General features: G+C 71.8%; 16 protein-coding genes and 1 pseudogene. 4 read left to right on the forward strand and 13 right to left on the reverse strand.

Going from position 1 to position 16715, the window contains the following annotated elements; genetic code table 11:
- Positions 1 to 21: 21 nt before the first annotated feature.
- Positions 22 to 1260, forward strand: a complete 1239-nt coding sequence (locus tag Dvina_RS02250; protein WP_223100711.1) for an MFS transporter — start codon at positions 22 to 24, stop codon at positions 1258 to 1260.
- Here the strand turns inward: Dvina_RS02250 and Dvina_RS02255 are convergent.
- Entirely contained in the window at positions 1221 to 2180 is a 960-nt protein-coding gene (locus Dvina_RS02255; RefSeq protein ID WP_223100712.1) for an aldo/keto reductase, read from the reverse strand. The two genes, Dvina_RS02250 and Dvina_RS02255, sit on opposite strands and share 40 nt — an antisense overlap.
- Before the next feature lie 102 nt (positions 2181 to 2282).
- Between Dvina_RS02255 and Dvina_RS02260 the strand changes: the two genes are divergently transcribed.
- A complete protein-coding gene (locus Dvina_RS02260) occupies positions 2283 to 3122 on the forward strand; it encodes a helix-turn-helix transcriptional regulator (RefSeq protein WP_223100713.1) in 840 nt (279 codons plus the stop codon).
- Here the strand turns inward: Dvina_RS02260 and Dvina_RS02265 are convergent.
- Complete coding sequence (locus Dvina_RS02265) at positions 3109 to 3675, reverse strand: TetR/AcrR family transcriptional regulator (protein ID WP_223100714.1); 567 nt, start codon at positions 3673 to 3675, stop codon at positions 3109 to 3111. The genes Dvina_RS02260 and Dvina_RS02265 overlap by 14 nt on opposite strands.
- Before the next feature lie 84 nt (positions 3676 to 3759).
- Between Dvina_RS02265 and Dvina_RS02270 the strand changes: the two genes are divergently transcribed.
- Both Dvina_RS02270 and Dvina_RS02275 read left to right on the forward strand, forming a co-directional pair.
- Positions 3760 to 4332, forward strand: coding sequence for a dihydrofolate reductase family protein (locus Dvina_RS02270; protein WP_223100715.1), 573 nt, complete (start codon positions 3760 to 3762; stop codon positions 4330 to 4332).
- Between the two features lie 60 nt (positions 4333 to 4392).
- The gene (locus Dvina_RS02275) at positions 4393 to 4794 is read left to right on the forward strand and encodes a peptidoglycan-binding domain-containing protein (protein WP_223100716.1); all 402 of its coding nucleotides are present in this window, start codon (positions 4393 to 4395) and stop codon (positions 4792 to 4794) included.
- A 10-nt stretch (positions 4795 to 4804) separates the two neighbouring features.
- On the opposite strand, the gene Dvina_RS02280 is transcribed toward Dvina_RS02275, so the two are convergent.
- From Dvina_RS02280 to Dvina_RS55075, 11 genes and pseudogenes are all read right to left on the reverse strand, one after another.
- On the reverse strand, positions 4805 to 6031 hold the full coding sequence (locus Dvina_RS02280; RefSeq protein WP_223100717.1) for an MFS transporter: 1227 nt from the start codon (positions 6029 to 6031) through the stop codon (positions 4805 to 4807).
- Complete coding sequence (locus Dvina_RS02285) at positions 6028 to 6573, reverse strand: TetR/AcrR family transcriptional regulator (RefSeq protein ID WP_223100718.1); 546 nt, start codon at positions 6571 to 6573, stop codon at positions 6028 to 6030. The genes Dvina_RS02280 and Dvina_RS02285 overlap by 4 nt, the downstream gene beginning before the upstream one ends.
- A 2-nt stretch (positions 6574 to 6575) precedes the next feature.
- A complete protein-coding gene (locus Dvina_RS02290; RefSeq protein ID WP_223100719.1) occupies positions 6576 to 7133 on the reverse strand; it encodes a maltose acetyltransferase domain-containing protein in 558 nt (185 codons plus the stop codon).
- 182 nt (positions 7134 to 7315) lie between these two features.
- Positions 7316 to 8112 (reverse strand): annotated as a pseudogene (locus Dvina_RS55635) (transposase).
- 204 nt (positions 8113 to 8316) lie between these two features.
- On the reverse strand, positions 8317 to 8919 hold the full coding sequence (locus tag Dvina_RS02305) for a malonic semialdehyde reductase (RefSeq protein WP_223100722.1): 603 nt from the start codon (positions 8917 to 8919) through the stop codon (positions 8317 to 8319).
- A gap of 96 nt (positions 8920 to 9015) precedes the next feature.
- Positions 9016 to 9486, reverse strand: coding sequence for a MarR family winged helix-turn-helix transcriptional regulator (locus Dvina_RS02310; protein ID WP_246656479.1), 471 nt, complete (start codon positions 9484 to 9486; stop codon positions 9016 to 9018).
- 46 nt (positions 9487 to 9532) lie between these two features.
- Positions 9533 to 10048 carry a hypothetical protein gene (locus Dvina_RS02315; RefSeq protein ID WP_223100724.1) on the reverse strand — a complete coding sequence of 172 codons (516 nt, stop codon included), beginning with the start codon at positions 10046 to 10048 and terminating at the stop codon, positions 9533 to 9535.
- Positions 10049 to 10158: 110 nt separating this feature from the next.
- On the reverse strand, positions 10159 to 11241 hold the full coding sequence (locus Dvina_RS02320) for a hypothetical protein (protein ID WP_223100725.1): 1083 nt from the start codon (positions 11239 to 11241) through the stop codon (positions 10159 to 10161).
- A 255-nt stretch (positions 11242 to 11496) separates the two neighbouring features.
- Positions 11497 to 12030: a SigE family RNA polymerase sigma factor gene (locus Dvina_RS02325; RefSeq protein ID WP_223100726.1), complete on the reverse strand. Its 534-nt coding sequence runs from the start codon at positions 12028 to 12030 to the stop codon at positions 11497 to 11499.
- A gap of 252 nt (positions 12031 to 12282) precedes the next feature.
- Positions 12283 to 14742 carry a DUF2334 domain-containing protein gene (locus tag Dvina_RS02330; RefSeq protein ID WP_223100727.1) on the reverse strand — a complete coding sequence of 820 codons (2460 nt, stop codon included), beginning with the start codon at positions 14740 to 14742 and terminating at the stop codon, positions 12283 to 12285.
- Positions 14743 to 14835: 93 nt separating this feature from the next.
- Entirely contained in the window at positions 14836 to 16686 is a 1851-nt protein-coding gene (locus Dvina_RS55075; RefSeq protein WP_223100728.1) for a collagen-like domain-containing protein, read from the reverse strand.
- Between the last annotated feature and the right edge of the window lie 29 nt (positions 16687 to 16715).

Below are 16715 nucleotides of genomic sequence, written 5' to 3' on the forward strand. Positions count from 1 at the left end.
ACGTCTTGCTACTGTGGCGGCATGCCAACACTGCCTACGGGGGCTCTGCGGCTGCTGGTCCTCATCTCGCTCGTCAACACCACCGGCACCGGACTGTGGATGGTGTCGAGCGCCATCTACCTCACGCGGTTCGCCGGGCTCTCCATCGCCCAGACCGGCCTCGCCCTCACCCTGACGGGCCTGGTGGGGATGGTGGCGAGCGCGCCGATGGGCTACGTGGCCGACCGCCTCGGTGCCCGCGAGGTCTTCGTCGCCGGGCTTGTCGTCCAGGCTCTCGGCACGACGGCGTTCATCGCGGTGCACAACATCTGGGTGTACCTCCTGATCGGCGTCCCGCTCGCCGTGGCCGACGCCGCCCAGCGCGGGGCCAAGGGCGCGGTGATCGGCGGCGCCGTCCCGCCGGAGGAGCGCGTGCGCACCCGTGCGTACCTCCGCTCCGTCACCAACGTGGGTATCGCCATGGGGTCCGCCCTGGCCGGCGTGGCCCTGGCGGCCGACACCCGCTGGGCCTACGTCGCCATGATCCTGGGCGACGCACTGACGTACCTGGTCGCCGCCGCCCTCGCCACCCGCCTCGACCCGATCCCGCGCACCGCCCACACGCCGGGGGCGCCGCGGCTGACCGCCCTGCGCGACCGGCCGTTCCTGGTGTTCGTCCTGCTCGACGGGCTGATGTCGACGCACTTCGGGCTGTTCGAGGTCGGGCTGCCGCTGTGGATCGCCCACCGCACCGACGCGCCGACGTGGCTCGTCGCCGTGGTGTACCTGACGAACACCACGGCGGTCGTACTGCTGCAGGTGCGGGCGGCCCGTGGCACCGACGAGCCCCAGGGGGCCGCCCGGGCCGCCCGCCGCGCCGGGCTGGTCCTGTTCGCGGCCTGCGGCCTGTATGCCCTCTCCGGCCACGCGAACGGGCTCGTCACCATCGCCCTGCTCATCGCCGGCGCGCTGGTGCACGTGGTCGGCGAGCTGTGGCACTCGGCGTCGGGCTGGGGCATCTCGTTCGGCCTGGCCCCGGCCGACAGGCACGGGCAGTACCAGGGGGCGTACGCGATCGGGATGCAGCTCGGGCAGATGCTCGCGCCGGTCATGGTCACGACGCTGGTGGTCGGCTGGGGCGACCCCGGCTGGCTGCTGCTCGGGGCCGCCTTCGCCCTGGCCGGCGCGGCGATGCCACCGACGGTCGGCTGGGCGCTGCGCAACCGGCCCGGCGGCACGGATCAGCCGACACCCAGGCTCGACATGGCGGCCGAGGGGTAGCGGTCGCCCCGGGCGGAGCCGGCCGGGACCGCCCGCTCGATCTCGGCCAGGTCCTCGGCGGTCAGGGTCACCGCTGTCGCGGCGAGGGCCTCGGCCAGCCGCTCCCGGGTCCGGGCCCCGATCAGCGGCATGATGCCGGCGCCCTGCGCGGCGACCCAGGCGATGGCCAGCTGCGCGACGGTGCACCCTTTGGCGTCGGCGACCCGGCGCAGGGCCTCGACAAGGGCCAGGTTGTGCTCGAGGTTGCCGGGGGAGAAGCGTGGAGTACGGCCGCGGAAATCTCCTGGAGCATTGCGGCCCGGTCGGTAGTGCCCGGAGATCAGCCCGCGGGCCAGCACCCCGTAGGCGGTCATGCCGATCCCGAGCTCGTTGAGCGCCGGCAGCACCTCGGCCTCGACGGCCCGCGACACCAGTGAGTACTCGATCTGCAGGTCGGCCACCGGGTGCACGGCGTGCGCGCGGCGGATCACTGCCGCGTTGACCTCCGAGAGGCCCAGGCGCCGCACGTACCCGGCGTCGATGAGCTCCTTGATCGCCCCGACCGTCTCCTCGATCGGCACCGCGGGGTCGAGCCGGGCCGGCCGGTACACGTCGATGTAGTCGGTGCCGAGCCGGGCCAGCGAGTGCGCCAGGAAGTTGTGCACCGCCTCGGGCCGGCTGTCCTGGCCGCCGGGCAGGCCGCTCGGGCTGAGCAGGACGCCGAACTTGACGCTGAGCTCGTAGCTGTCCCGCGGCCGCCCCTTGAGCGCCTCGGCGAGCAGCATCTCGTTGTGCCCGGCCCCGTAGTGGTCGCTGGTGTCGATGAGCGTGATCCCGGCGTCGAGCGCCGCGTGCACCGTCGCGATGCTCTCGTCGCGGTCGGCCGGTCCGTAGGAGCCCGACATGCTCATGGCACCCAGGCCGAGGTTTCGTGTCTGCATGCCCTTCACCGTGCCCCCGCCGCCCCGTTCGCGGGAGCGGAGCGCTCATCGTGGGAGAGCCGCTCCCTGGCTGCGCGTCGCCGCGGCAGGGAGGATTGGCTCATGCAGCGTGAGCAGCTGGCCGACTTCCTGCGCCGCCGTCGCGAGGCCATCCGCCCGGCCGAGGTGGGCATAGCCGACGGCCCCCGCCGCCGCACCACCGGCCTGCGCCGCGAGGAGGTGGCCCGCCTGGCCGGCATGTCCGTCGACTACGTGGTCCGCCTGGAGCAGGCCCGCAGCAGCCAGCCCTCACCCCAGCTCCTGGCCGCCCTGGCCCGCGCACTGCGCCTCTCGGAGGACGAGCGCACCCACCTGTTCCACCTGGCCGGCCACCAGCCCCCCGCGGCCGGCACCACGGCCGGCCTGGCCCGCGCCGGCCTCGTCCGCCTGCTCGACCTGCTGGGCGACAACCCGGCGATGGTCCTGTCCGACCTGGGCGAGGTGCTGGCCCAGAACCGCGCATCGGTCCTGCTCGTCGGCGACCAGACGGGCTTCACCGGCCTCAGGCGCTTCCTGGCGTACCGCTGGTTCACCGAGCCCGACGCCCGCATCATGCAGCCCGCCATCGACTACGCCGACCACGCCCGCCGCCTGGTCGCCGACCTCCGTGCCGCCGCCGGCCGCCGCGCCGGCGACCCCGTCGTGGACAACCTGGTGGCCCGGCTGTCGGCGGCCAGCGCCGACTTCCGCTCCCTGTGGGCCGAGCACGAGGTGGCCGTGCGGCGCGCCGACCGCAAGACGGCCCTGCACCCGCGCGTCGGCCCGATCGTCCTGGACTGCGAAACCCTGATCACCCCGGACCAGGGCCAGGAGCTGGTGGTGCTGACCCCGGCCGACGCCGAGTCCCGCGAACGCCTGGCCCTGCTGATGGTCCTCGGCGACGAGGAGTTCACCCCGCACTGACCTCGGGCGCCAGCCGGGTCGCGAAGGCTTTGATCACGTCCTCGGGGTCGGGGCCGGCGTCGATCGAGGTGGTGAGCAGGTCCAGGAGCAGGCCGTCCACGGCGTAGTGGAGCAGGGCGATCTCGAAGGCGCCGCCCGGCAGGCCCGTCGTGGCGTGGAAGGCCACGTCCTCGCGGTAGCCGCGGTGCAGGGTCTCGGCGAGCCGGCGGCCGAGTTCGGGGCGGCGGGCGCCCTCCAGGCGCAGTTCGAACAGGGCGCGCATCAGGTCCGGTTCGCGGGTGGTGCGGCGGACGATGTCCAGGAGGTGGTCGGCCTGGCTGCGGCCCTTCAGGCCGGTCAGGTCGGCCTCGGTCGGGGCCGTTCTGGCGAAGATCCGTTCGGCCAGGCCGCTGAGCAGGGCGTCGCGGGAGCGGAAGTAGTTGGAGGCCGTGCCCGCCGGTACGCCGGCCTCCTGGTCCACCGCGCGGTGGGTCAGGCCGCGGGCGCCGGAGTGGGCGAGGACCCGCAGTCCGGCGTCGGCTAGCAGGTCACGGCGCTGGGGGTTGCTGACCACGGGCATCAGGCTAGCACTAACCACGACAGGTGTTGTACTTTAACCACTACGTCGATAGTGGTTTACATCTGGAGGCAGTGCGCAATGCGAAAGCTCGTCTACTACGTGGCGGCGACGATCGACGGGTTCATCGCCGGGCCCGGCGGGCAGGTCGACTTCTTCCCGTTCGAGGCGGACCTGCAGGAGTTCATCCGGGCCCGATATCCCGAGACGCTCCCGACCCATGTGCGCCCGCACGCCGGCATCCCGGACGTCACGCCGAACCTGGTCTTCGACACGCTCGTCATGGGGCGGGCGACGCTCGACCCGGCGCTGCGGGCCGGGATCTCCAGGCCCTACGCGCACCTGCGGCAGTACACCTTCAGCCGGCGGTTGGACAGCGGCCCGGAGATCGTCGACGGGGACCCCGTCGCGTTCGTGCGGGAGTTGAAGCGGGAGGACGGGCTGGACATCTGGCTCTGCGGCGGGGGCGACCTCGCCGGGCAGCTGCTGGGCGAGGTCGACGAGCTCGTCATCAAGCTGAGCCCCGTGATCGCCGGGCAGGGCGTCCCGCTGGTCCGGCGCGGCTTCGAGCCCACGCGCTTCCGGCTGATGTCGGCGACGCCGCTGGAGAGTGGTGTCGTCGTGCTCACCTACGCGCGGGCGACCGGGGCGTGACCGCGAGGAAAATTCCGGTTCGTTACAGTATCAACGGTGATCAACCTGAAACGTATCGTTGTGAGTGCCGTGACCGTGCTGGCCGGCACCGCCATCGGCCTCGTCGCCACCGGGTCGCCGGCGCACGCGGCCACGCCCAAGTGCAACGCGGCCGGGACGCAGATGACGCTGCGGGGCGTGCTGCTCGACCTGCCCGTGTACCGGACGGGGTCGAGCAGCACGGTGCTCTGCGGCGTGTACTTCGGCGACCGGGGCGAGGACGTGATTGACCTCCAGTGGACGCTCGACTACTGCTACAGCGAGAGGCTGACGCAGGACGGCATCTTCGGCACCGGGACCAAGGCGGCCCTGGTGCGCGCCCAGGGCCGCGAGCACATCCCGGCCGACGGCTCGTACGGTCCGCAGACCGCCCTGGCCCTCTCCCACCCCCAGCCCGGGCCGGGCGGCTGCGGCAAGCTGTAGCCGGGCCGCGTCAGCCCTTGACGCCGGCCTGATCCTCGCTTGTCGCGGTGGCCGGCAGCGGCTTGATGGCGTTGGCGATCATCGCCGCCAGCGCCACCAGGACGGTGACCGCGACAAGCGACTTGACCACCGTGAAGTGGTCGCCCAGGAAGCCGATGAGCGGTGGGCCGCCCAGGAACGCGCAGTAGCCGATCGACGCGACGACGCTCACCCGCGGCGCGGCGAAGCGGGGGTCGTCCGAGGCGGCGCTCATGCCGACCGGGAAGCCCAGTGACGTGCCCAGGCCCCACAGCAGCGCGCCGAGGAAGGCGGTCAGCACGTTCGGGCCGAAGATGAACAGGGCCAGGCCGGCGACCGTGATCACGGCGAGGGTGCGCAGGACCGGCACGCGGCCGTAGCGGTCGAGCAGGTCGGGGCCGAACCAGCGGCCGGCGGTCATGGCGGCCAGGAAGACCGCGAAGGCCAGGGTGCCGACCGCGGCCGACGTCCGGTACCCGTCGATCATCGAGATGCTTATCCAGTCGATGCCGGTACCTTCGGCGAGCGCGAACGCCAGCACGAAGACCCCGACGAGCAGGGTCCGCGGCTCGCGCCAGAAGCGCAGGGTGTGCCGCAGGCCGCCGCCCTCGGCGGGGGCGGACTCGGCGGCACCGTCGGGCATGAAGTTGCGCACGGCGTAGATGGTGCTGACGCCGACGACCATCGCGGTCAGGGCGAGATGGAGCGTGACGGGCACGTGGGTCGTCACCATGAGGGCGCCCAGGAGCGCGCCCGCGACGGTACCGATGCTGAACCCGGCATGAAAACGGGCCATGATGGAGCGGCCGACCGCTCGCTCGACGACGGCGCCCTGCACGTTCATGGCCACATCCCAGGCGCCGTTGGCGAACCCGAACAGCAGCAGGCTCGGCACGACCAGGGCGACGCCGAAGTGGTACCCGGATGCGGCCCCGGCCAGGGCTACAGCCAGCAGTGCGGCCATCGCGGCGACCGTCTTGCGGGAGCCGAAGCGGGCCACGATGTGCCCGGAGCCGACGAGCGCGACGATCGAGCCGGCCGCGAGGGACAGCAGGACCAGGCCGAGCTTGGACGGGGAGAGGTGCAGCGCGTCGCGGATCTGCGGGATGCGCGAGGCCCAGCTGGCGGCGGCGACGCCGGACCAGAGGAAGGCGGCGTACGTGGCCCGGGTGGCCGCGCGGGCCTGGGTCTCGGCGGCGGTCGGGGTGACTGTGATCATGAGGTTCCGATCGTTCGGTCGACGACCGTCCGGATGTCCTGGCGGGACACCGGGCCGGTCGACAGGGTCTTGTGCATGACCAGGCCCTCGATCAGGGCGTCGATGCCCCGGGCCGTGGTCGGGTCGACGAACCGCTCCAGCACGGCCCGGCTCGCGCGCATCCAGGTCTCGGTGACCTCGCGCAGCGCCGGCTCCCGCAGGGCGGCCAGGTACAGCTCGTAGGCGATCGCCCAGTCGGCGCCGCTCGCCCCGGCGTCGCCGTCGATGAGGTCGGTGACCGCCTCGACGAGCTGCTCGCGGTCCTGGACCCCGCGGAAGTGCGCCTCGTAGGTCACCGACATCCGCTCGGCGTGGCGCCGGAACGCCTGGCACCGCAGGTCCTCGAGGCTCGTGAAGTGGTAGGTGAGCGACCCCAGCGGCACGTCGGCGGCCTTGGCGATGAGCCGGTGCGTGGTGCCGGCGACCCCGTGCTCGGCGATTACCGCAATCGCCGCGTCGATGATGCGATCCTTGCGATCGGGGTCGTGCCGCCGGACGGACATCGTTACAGCTCGCGGACGACGCGCGCGGGGTTGCCCACCGCGACGACGTTTGCCGGCAGGTCCTTGACGACCACCGCACCCGCCCCGACCACGGTGTTCGCGCCGATCGTGACGCCCGGGCCGACGATGACCCCGCCGCCGAGCCAGACGTTGTCCCCGATGGTGATCGGCGACCCCGCCTCCCACTTGTCCCGCCGCTGCTGCGCATCCACCGGATGCCACGCCGTCAGCAGCTGCACGTTGGTGGCGATCTGCACGTCGTCGCCGATCGTCACCCGGGCGACGTCGAGGCAGATGAAGCCGAAGTTCACAAAGCTGCGAGCCCCGAAGAAGGTCTGGTACCCGTAGTCGAACTGCACGGGCGTGCGGATCTCGGTCTCCTCGCCGAGCCCACCGAGCAGCTCGGTGAGCAGCTTGCGCTTGCCCTCGCCGTCCGACGCCGGGAGCGCGTTGATCCGCCGCGTGAGGTCCTGCGCCCGCAGATAGTCCCGCCCGATCTCAGCATCGGCGATGTACAGCTCCCCGTCGAGCATCCGCTGCCGCATGGACTTCTCGGTCATGTGTACAAACGTACATTGCCGCACCGGGGTCTGTATACGGCTTTTCTTTACCGATATTGAAAGATCGGAGCGCGCGGCTCACAACTGCCCGGGCGCCTCGATCAGGCTTCCACCCTCGTCGGTGCGGCCCAGCTGCACCGGTCCGGCGCGGGCTGCTCGGCTGGACGATCTATTCCAAGGGTTTAGTGGTCGTGGGCGGTCAGGGATCGCATGATCGGCTGGCCGGTGTGCCAGTTGTGCCAGATCGGCGGTCATGGCCAGGACTCGCTGCAGGACTCGGACGGCGACGCCGGCAGCGGTCCGGCCGCCGTGGCGTTCGAGGTCGAGTTGGCCTTGGAGGGTCTGGTTGACGGACTCGATGTTCTGCCGGACTGCTCGTAGCAGGGTCCGGCCGGGGCGTGGTGGTTCGGTGCGGTATGCGGGCCGGATGACGTCGATGTTGTGGTCGCGTTGAGCCAGGTTTCGGTGATCCGGTCGCGGTGGCCCTTGTCGACGACCAGGATCAGGCCGTTCGGGTGGTGGAACATGTTCGGCTGCAACGAGATCAGGTCGATGGGGATGTCGCGTTCGTCGGTATTGGGGTTGGTGAGGGCGAACGCGAAGGGTAGTTCGTGGACGGTGGTGACGAGGTGCAGGCCCCAGAACGGTCGGCAGTGGGGGGCGCAGTAGCCGTATCCGGCCCAGCCGGCGAGGTCGGAGCGTGTGACGGTCTCGTGGGAGGTGCCGCACTGCACGGGGGCGGAGTCGGCGATGCGGACCGGGTGCTGCCACAGGTCGGTGTCGGCGGCGAGGACGGCGATGCAGTGCGCGAGTTGGGTGATCAGGGCTCGGAGGCGTTTATTGTGTCCGGGCTGTTTGGGTAGTTGTGGGAGGAGATGTCCGATGGCTTTGCGGCGGCTCGGATCCAGCGGTTCTCGTTGTGGTGGCCGAGGAGGACCTGCGGGACCGCGACGGTGATCAGTTCGTCGTCGATCTTCACCTAGAGTGCGGTGGCGAGGGTGTCCAGATCGACGTGCACGTGGCCTCCATGGTCTCGTTGCTCAGCAACGTCGATCTTGGAGACCCTCGCCTTCGTTCGCAGCCCCGTACCCCTTGGAATGGATCGTCTAGGGCGGAGATGGACACCATGCGCCGGCCGGCCCCCGGCTCCGGCTCGGCGGCCGGCGTCGCCGCAGGATGCTCATCAGGCCCACCGCACCACGGCGTCGTGGGCCAGGCGCGGAAGGCGGGGGAGCCAGGCGTCCGGTCCCGGGTGGCCGATGTTGACCACCAGGATCGCATGGAGGCGGCCGTCCGGGAAGAAGTCCGCGTCCAGGGCGGCGGCGTCGAAGCCGCCCATCGGGCCGGCGGCCAGGCCTTCGGCGCGCACGGCGAGGATGAAGTAGGCGGCCTGAAGTGTCGCGTTGAACGCGGCCGTCTCCGCGCGCAGCCTGTCGTCGGCGGCGAAGACCTCGCGCAGCTGCGGGCGGAACGGCAGGACGGCCGGGATGTGCTCGTGGAACTGGGTGTCGGCGGCCAGGACGGCGACCGCCGGGGCCGCGGCCGTCTTGGCCCGGTTGCCCTCGTGCATGTGGGCGACGAGCCGGTCGCGCCCGGCGCCCGGGCGGACGTACAGCACGCGGAGGGGCTGGGAGTTGGCCGAGGTCGGCGCCCAGCGGGCCAGCTCCCAGATCTGCGTGAGCTCTGCGTCGGTCACGGGGGTGGGCGCGAACGTGTTGGCGGTGCGGGCCGCGGTGAACAGCGCCTGCTTGGTGGTGTCGTCCAGGCGCTGCGGGGCACAGGTCATGACTACCTCGCTTTGGTTAATGTGTTAACCAAAGGCTAGGACGAGATGGTTAATGCATCAACCAAAAGGGGAGTCCAGAGGTGTGAGCTGTGCCTCTCAGTCGCCGGCGGACTCCAGGGCCGCGAGGCGCCGGCGGACCTTGTCGGTGATCGTGGCCAGGGTCCGCAGCTCGGCCGCGGTGAGCTGGTCGATGACCGCGTCCCGGGCGTCGGCTACGTGCTGGCGGGCCGCGGCGGAGATCAGCTCCAGACCCTCGGCGGTGATGGTGACGACTGCCCCGCGCTGATCGGCCTCGGAGCGCTCGCGGGCCACCAGGCCACGGCCCTGCATGCGGGTCAGGTGCTGCGAGAGCCGGCTCTTCTCCCAGTGCAGCCGGTCGCCGAGCTCGAACGAGCGCAGCCGCCCGCCCGCTGCCTCCGACAGGTGGGCCAGCACCTGGTAGTCGGCGTGTGAGAGGCCGCAGCGGGTGCGGAGCCGGCGATCGATGAAGGCGGTGAGCCCGTCCTCCATCGCCATCAGGCCGCGCCAGGCGCGCTCCTCCTGCTCGTTCAACCACCGCGGCTCCATCACACCGCTCACACTAAATCGGGCGCGGCCCGGCGCGCGGCCTCGGTCAGGACGCGGCGCCCGCCGGGATGACGTGGGTGGCGCCCTCGCCCAGGCGCTGGACGACCAGGGTGGCGATCTCCGGGGTCAGGTTGCGGGCGTCGGCCACGTTCCAGCCCTCGCCGGCCGCGTAGGAGGCGCCCTTCCACGTCGGGTGCAGGACGGGGATCACCGTCTGCATGACGGCTTCGAAGGTGCGCTGGTCGGCGGCGGCGTCGAAGGTCGTGATGGTGACGACGGTGCCGTTGATGGTGCAGGTGCCCTGGTCGCGGTACTTGTACACGGTCTCGTCGTGCCGGCCCGCCTTCGTGTAGCCGTCGCAGGCCAGTGCGGTCGCCACCTTGGCGGCGTCCTCGCCCAGGTAGGTCGGCTTGGTGATGGCGGCGACCGCGTTCGGCGCCTGCCAGCCGGCCACACCGGCCGCTGCGGCCAGCGCCACGGCGCCCAGGACCAGCCGGGCCCGCTTCCGTTGGGGGGCAACGGACTCGGTGGCCGGCTGGTCCAGGTCGATGATCGTGGCCATTGGGCAACCCCGCTTCTGCTTCGCCGATATCGGTACGAGTTCAGGCTAGGTGCAGAAACGGTGCGGATCTGTCATCCGACCTGCCGCGGTCGGCCGCCCCAACCAGGGGACTAGAGCGCGGACGCGGGGATCGCCGACGTGAGCGGAAACCAGGTGGAGGGCTGCGCGGGGTTGGCGAACTCCACGCCCCGCAGCGTCCTCAGCAGCTCCGACTGGGGGATCGCCGCGCCGCCGTCGGCGTAGATCTCGGCCAGGTACCTGCCGTCGGGAGACATGCGGAAGCACAGGTTCGCGTTGCCGGCGTTGCAGTACGCCGCGCCGCCCGGCTGCCGGTGGGCGGTGTCGGTGAACTCCACCGGATACAGGGCGATGCGGACCGTGGGGCCGTGATCGAGGGAGGCGTCGACGGGCTCGGTAAGCGACGTGTACGACGGGCGGGTCTTCGACAGGCGGATGCTCGCCGACATGTAGGACGCGCCGGACGGGAAGTCGTCGGTGCGGCCGGCCGAGGTGAGGGAGTACCCCTGCGGCGTGTAGTCGGTTTTGAAGGCGACGGTGACGGGCGCCGGCGGTGACGGGGCCAGGCCGGCGGCGAGCTGCAGGAGTTCGGCCCGGTTGAACTCGCCGTCGACGACCGAGGCCGCGACCGCCCAGGCATTGTCGGCGTACTGCCACGCGAGGGCGACGTTCGGCCCGATGTCGGACGAGTCGATGTACATCATGCTGCTCGCGAACAGGCCCGGCCGGCCGTTCACGGTGACCTTCTCGCCGTTCGCGAACTTCGTGGGCTGGAACACGCCGGGGCGGTACACGGTGATGTTCGCGCTGTACAGCGGCGAGGAGGCGACCACGCCACCGCCGACGCCGTCGTAGAGGTCGGACATCTGCTTGCCGCGCTGCACGTACAGCTCCTGGTAGCCGGGCGTGACGTGCTCGGCGCCGGTGACGGTGAAGTCGCCGGTCCGGTACCCCTTGAAGCCGTACATCCAGTCGCTTGTGGGGTACGTGACAGCGGCGGCGGCGGCCGGCGGGGCGGCCACGACGTTGCCGGGCCGGGCCGCGAACGAGTGCGGCAGCGCGATCGCGGCGACGACAGCCGCGGCGGTCGCGACGGCGGCCCCGCCCTGGAGCAGCCGGTGCCGGCCGTGCCGCCGGCGGCCCTCGGCCACCACGTCATCGACACCGCGACCCATGGGCGGCGCCTCAGACAGTGCATCACTACGCGCCTGCCGCAACAGATCCCGCATATCCTGGCTCCGCTCCGTACCGCTCATGCCTGCACCTCCGCAAGCTTCGGCGCCGCCCTGAACTCCGCCCTGTACCACTGATGACCGGCCACTCCGCTGCGCTCCGTACCGCTCATGCCGACACCTCCGCAAGCTCCGGCGCCGCCCTGAGCCAATCCTGTGCTTGCCCGATCGCGGCCACTCCGCTCCGCTCCGTACCGCTCATGACGCCCTCTCGATGTATCCGGGTCCCGCGATGGTGCCCAAGGGTTCGGCGACGTCGAGCCGCTCGCGCAGCCGGGCCAGGCCGCGTGCGGTGTTGGTCTTGACGGTCCCCTCCGGGCACCGCAGCGCCTCGGCGGTCTCGGAGACCGTCCGGCCTTCGAGGTACCGCAGCACCAGGACCGCCCGCTGCTGCACCGGGAGCGTGCGCATCGCCTCCAGGACGGTCAGCCGGTCGATCACGTCGGGCGTGCCGTCGCGCACCGCCGGCTCGGGCAGCTTGTCGCCCACCGCGTGCTCGCGGCGCCACCAGGGGCGGCGGACCTCGTCGACGGCGGCGCGCACGACCATGGTGCGGGCGTAGCTCTCCGGGCGGTCGACCTTGTGCCAGCGGCCGTAGAGCTTGGCCAGCGCCGTGCACACGGCGTCCTCGGCCAGCTGCCAGTCACCGCAGGTGAGGTAGGCCAGGCCGCGCAGCTGCTCCATCTGCACGGAGACGAACTCTCGAAACGCCGCCTCGTCGTCGCGGTTCACCGGTGAGTGCTCCAATCGTCGCGAGGGCTAGACGGGTGAGCGCCGCCGTAGCGTTTCAGGTTCGCGCAAGATTTTTTGAAGAAGGATCGTGACTCGGGTCCGCGCTGCTTGCGGTCCGCTCCTCCCGCGAGACACCGGTCGGCGCCGGGGCGCCTCCCTTCGGCGTCCGCGGTACTTGCGGTAAGAGCAGAAAAGGCGAAATGCCCGGCGACGCAGTCGCCGGGCATTTCGCTGTCAGGAGGGAGCAGCCGGCTACATCGAACCGGCCGGGACGAAGGTGTAGCCCGCGCCCTGGATGCCCTCGACTGTCGCCTTCAGGTAGCTCACGTCGACGTACGGGTGGAAGAAGAAGCTCGCCACGCCGTCCTTCACCGCGGTGTTGAGCTGGGCGGAGGCGACCAGGTCGGCCGGCAGCATCGCCGGGTGGTTGTTGTACGGCTCCAGCTCGATGTTGCCCAGGTTCTCCGGGTAGGTCACGACGCCGTAGATGTCGCGGACCGTGTACGGGAAGAACTGCCCGATGATCCGGGTGTTGTCGAGCGGGCCGCCGCGCAGCGCGCCCGCCGGGTACAGGCCGCGGTCGTAGCGGGTGGTGAACGTCGCGGCCACCGCGCGGTTGGCGGCGTCGCTGCCGGCGTAGTGCGGGAACTCGAAGATCGTCGGCTTGGCCAGGCCGGCCTTGGCGAACTCGGCGAACGCGGCGTCGATGCGCGACTGGGCCCAGCTCTGCGAGTCCTCGGCGACCGGGCCGTCGTAGACGACGTTGTTCGTGGCCGGGTCGACGTGGGCCGTGTAGAACTCGAAGTCGTCGGCGCTGACGCCGTTGTATGGGTTGTCCTTGCTGGCGTACTGGTGCGTGTAGCCGTGCATGAGCAGCGTCCCGCCGTGCGCCTGCATGTTCTTCAGCGCGGCGACCACCTGCGGGCGGTCGGCGAGCGTGTAGTCCTGCGGCACGCCGTTGCTGTAGGCGCCCTTCGCGTCGACGTACCGCGAGTACACCGCGACGGAGAACGGGATGTTCAGGCTCGACAGGTAGGTCGTGATCGCGTTGAGCTCGACCGGGTCGGCATCGGGGCCGACGTCCTCGATGCGCACCAGGGCCCGGTGCCGCTCGGCGGTCTGCGGGGCGAGCGCCTCCTCCAGCAGGTTCGCGAAGGCGACGTACCGGTCGTTGGTGGTCATGTACGAGTACGGGATCTCGCCCAGGTAGGTGAAGTTGCCCGAGCGCACGCCCCACGAGAAGGCCGAGCTGTCGGCGTCGCGCACGGCGTTGCCGATCGCGGTGGCCTTGGTGGTGTCGTAGATGACAGTGTTCATGATGCCGGCCATGTTCTGCGGGTCGCGGGTGAAGGTCCGGCCCTCGTAGTTGACCTTCGACACCGGCGACACGTCGAACTGCGACCAGGTGAAGCCGCGGTTGGCGGCGAAGTTCGGGTCGCGCGCCGTGAGCTGCCAGATGTTGTCGTACACCCAGATGACCGGCTTGGTGGTCGCCGTCACGTCGTCGAGGAAGGCGGCCGGCAGCGGCTCGTCGTAGGTCGAGCCCATGTAGATGACGGCCTGGTAGTCGTTCAGCTCGCCGGCCTGGTAGTTCACGACGGGCTGCGCGGTCCAGTCGCCGAAGTGCGAGGACAGGTTGGCCGTCGCGATCGCGTACTGCTCACCCAGGAACCCGTACGGGCCCGTGGTGTCGTAGAGCACAAGGGTCTTGCCCGTCGCACCCGGGATGCCGGCGCCGGTGCGGGCGTCGACGAGCGGCGCGGCCGGCGTCGTCACGACCGTCGAAGGGGATGCCGCGGAGACGTTCCCCGCCGCATCGAGCGCCTCGACGCTGAAGGTGTACTGCGACCGCGCGCTCAGCCCCGAGACGGTGACACCCGTCGCGGTGACCGTCTGCACGCTCGGGCCACCGGTGACGCGGTAGGACACCACGCCGCGGTCGTCGGTCGACGCCGCCCAGGAGAGTGCGACGCTTGTCGCGGTGAGCTCGCCCGCGACGGGCGCGCCCGGTGCGCTCGGCGCTGTCACGTCCGGCGGGGGCGGCGGGGTCAGTGTGGTGAACCCGGCGGCGGCGCCGGCCGCGGAGACGTTGCCGGCCGCGTCGACGGCCTTCACCGTCAGCGTGTGCGCCGTCGACGGGGTGAGGCCGGACAGCGTCGTGGTCGTCGCCGGCGGGTTGCCGGTCAGCGTCGCGATCGGGGCCGTGGCGGTACCGTCGAAGATGCGGTATTCCGAAACGCCCGTGTCGTCGCTCGCGGCGCCCCAGCTCACCGTGGCACCGGTGGTGGTCACGTCGGTCACCGTTGTCGCGCCCGGCGCGGTCGGGGCCTGGCGGTCGGTGACGCCCGTGGTGAAGGCCCAGACGTACTGGTCGCTCAGCGAGCCGGACGTGCCCTTGACCTTGACGGTGAGGGTGTACCGGGTCGAGTCGGCAAGCGCCGCCCGCGGGACGAACGTGAAGGTGTGGGTGGGCGCGTCGTACGTGTAGTACGCCGGCACGGAGACGGAGCCGGCGGTCTTGACGAACGAGTACCGCAGTGAGGCCGGGTCGGTCGGGTCGTTGAAGGTGATCGTCGGACGGGCGGTCGCCGGGACTCCCGTCGCCCCGTTCTTCGGGGTGACAGCGGTGACGGCCGGAGCCGCGGCGTGAGCCACAGTCCCCAGTCCGCTCGCGACGATGGTGCCGACGACGGCCGACCCCACCAGCTTCACCGAGATGCGCACTCTTGTGGGCCTTTCTGGCTTGGGTTTGCCAGGGCCCCGGCTCCGAGGTGTCGAGCCGGGGCCCCGTTCAGGGGGTGTTCGTCAGCTGGCGCAGTAGAGGGTCGGCGTGAAGGACGCCGAGGTGACACCGCCGCGGGTGATCGTGAAGACCCAGCTCTTGCCGCTCTCGTCGGTCATGTCCCGGGCGGAGCCGCTCTGCGAGAGGCTGCCCGAGTTGATCGCGATCGAGCCGCCGAGCACCACGCCGGTGGCGCAGGTGAAGGTGTAGGTCCGCGAGCCGGTGCTGGTGATCGTGGTGGGGGACGTCGCCGTGACCTTCGTGTACCCGGCGCCGGCGGCACCCGTGGCACCTGTCGCACCCGTGGCGCCTGTCGCTCCGGTGGCGCCGGCGGCACCCGTCGCGCCCTTGATGCTGCCGAGGGCGGCCCAGGTCGTGGCGTCGGTCTTCTTGTACATCGAGAAGTCGGTCGTGTTCAGGTACACGTCACCGACCGCGCCGAGCGTCCCGGCCGGCACCCCGGCGCCGGTGAGGATCGCCGAGCCGTTGACGCCGTCCTTGCCGTTCGCGCCGTCCTTGCCGGCCGTCCCGTCCAGACCCTTCGCGCCGGCCGCACCGGTGGCGCCGGTCGCGCCCTGCTCGCCCTGGGCGCCGGCGGCACCCGCGGCGCCTGTCGCACCCTTCAGCGAGGCCAGCCACTCCTCGGGCGTGCCCGCGAAGAGTCCGCTGTCCAGCGCCATCTGGTAGGCGTCCTTGCCGTCGGTACCGTGACCCACCAGCGACTGGAGCCACTGCTCGACGGTCCCGACGGTGGGGTCGGCCGCCTTCGCGACGTCGTACGCGCTCGCCCCCGGCATGCCCGGCAGCCCCTGCGCACCCGTCTCGCCCTTCTCACCCTGGGCGCCGGCGGCACCTGTCGCGCCCGTCGCGCCGGTGTCGCCCTTCTCGCCCTGCGGCCCGGTGGCGCCGTCCTTGCCGTCGGCGCCGGGGATGCCCTGCAGCCCCTGGGCCCCGGTGTCGCCCTTCTCGCCCTTCTCGCCCTGCGCGCCGGTGGCACCCTGCGCGCCGGTGTCGCCCTTCTCGCCCTGGGCACCTGTCGCACCCTGTGCGCCGGTCGCGCCCGTGTCGCCCTTGAGGCCCTGCTCGCCCTGGGCGCCGGTGGCGCCGGTGTCGCCCTTCTCGCCCGTCGCGCCGGTGGCACCCTGCGCGCCCGTGTCGCCCTTGAGGCCCTGCTCGCCCTGGGCGCCGGTCGCGCCGGTGTCGCCCTTCTCGCCCTGCGCGCCGGTGGCACCCTGCGCGCCGGTGGCGCCGGTGTCGCCCTTGAGGCCCTGCTCACCCTGGGCGCCGGTAGCGCCGGTCGCGCCGGTGTCGCCCTTCTCGCCCTGCGCGCCGGTGGCACCCTGCGCGCCAGTGGCACCGGTGTCGCCCTTCTCGCCCTGGGCGCCCGTGGCTCCCGTCGCGCCGGTCGCGCCCGTGTCGCCCTTGGCGCCGGTGGCACCCGCGGCGCCGGTGGCACCTGTCGCTCCGGTGGCGCCGGTCTGGCCCTTGGCACCCGTCGCGCCGGTGGCGCCGGTGGCACCCGTCGCGCCGGTGGCACCTGCCGCGCCGGTGGCGCCCGTGGCGCCCTTGGCTCCGGGCGGGCCGACGGGGCCGGCCGGGCCCTGGGCGCCCGTGTTGCCTGTCGCGCCGGTGGCACCCGTGGCACCCTTCGGGCCCTGGTTGTTCCACTGGATCTGCTTCTCACCGCTCTTGCAGCGCTGGCCGCCCTGGTAGTCGATGACCCGCAGGGCGCCGGTGCTGGTGGTGCGGCAGCCGGTGATCACCCCGGTGCCGGAGTCCGGCACGGCACCGTAGGCGGTGGCGCCGACGCCGACGAGGACGGCCGCGGCGGTCGCACCAATAGCGGCGATCTTCTGCTTCTTGGACTGGAACACGAGCTCTCCCGAATCTCAGTGGCGGTACT

The sequence above is a fragment of the Dactylosporangium vinaceum genome, assembly GCF_019904175.1.
GTDB lineage: Bacteria > Actinomycetota > Actinomycetes > Mycobacteriales > Micromonosporaceae > Dactylosporangium > Dactylosporangium vinaceum.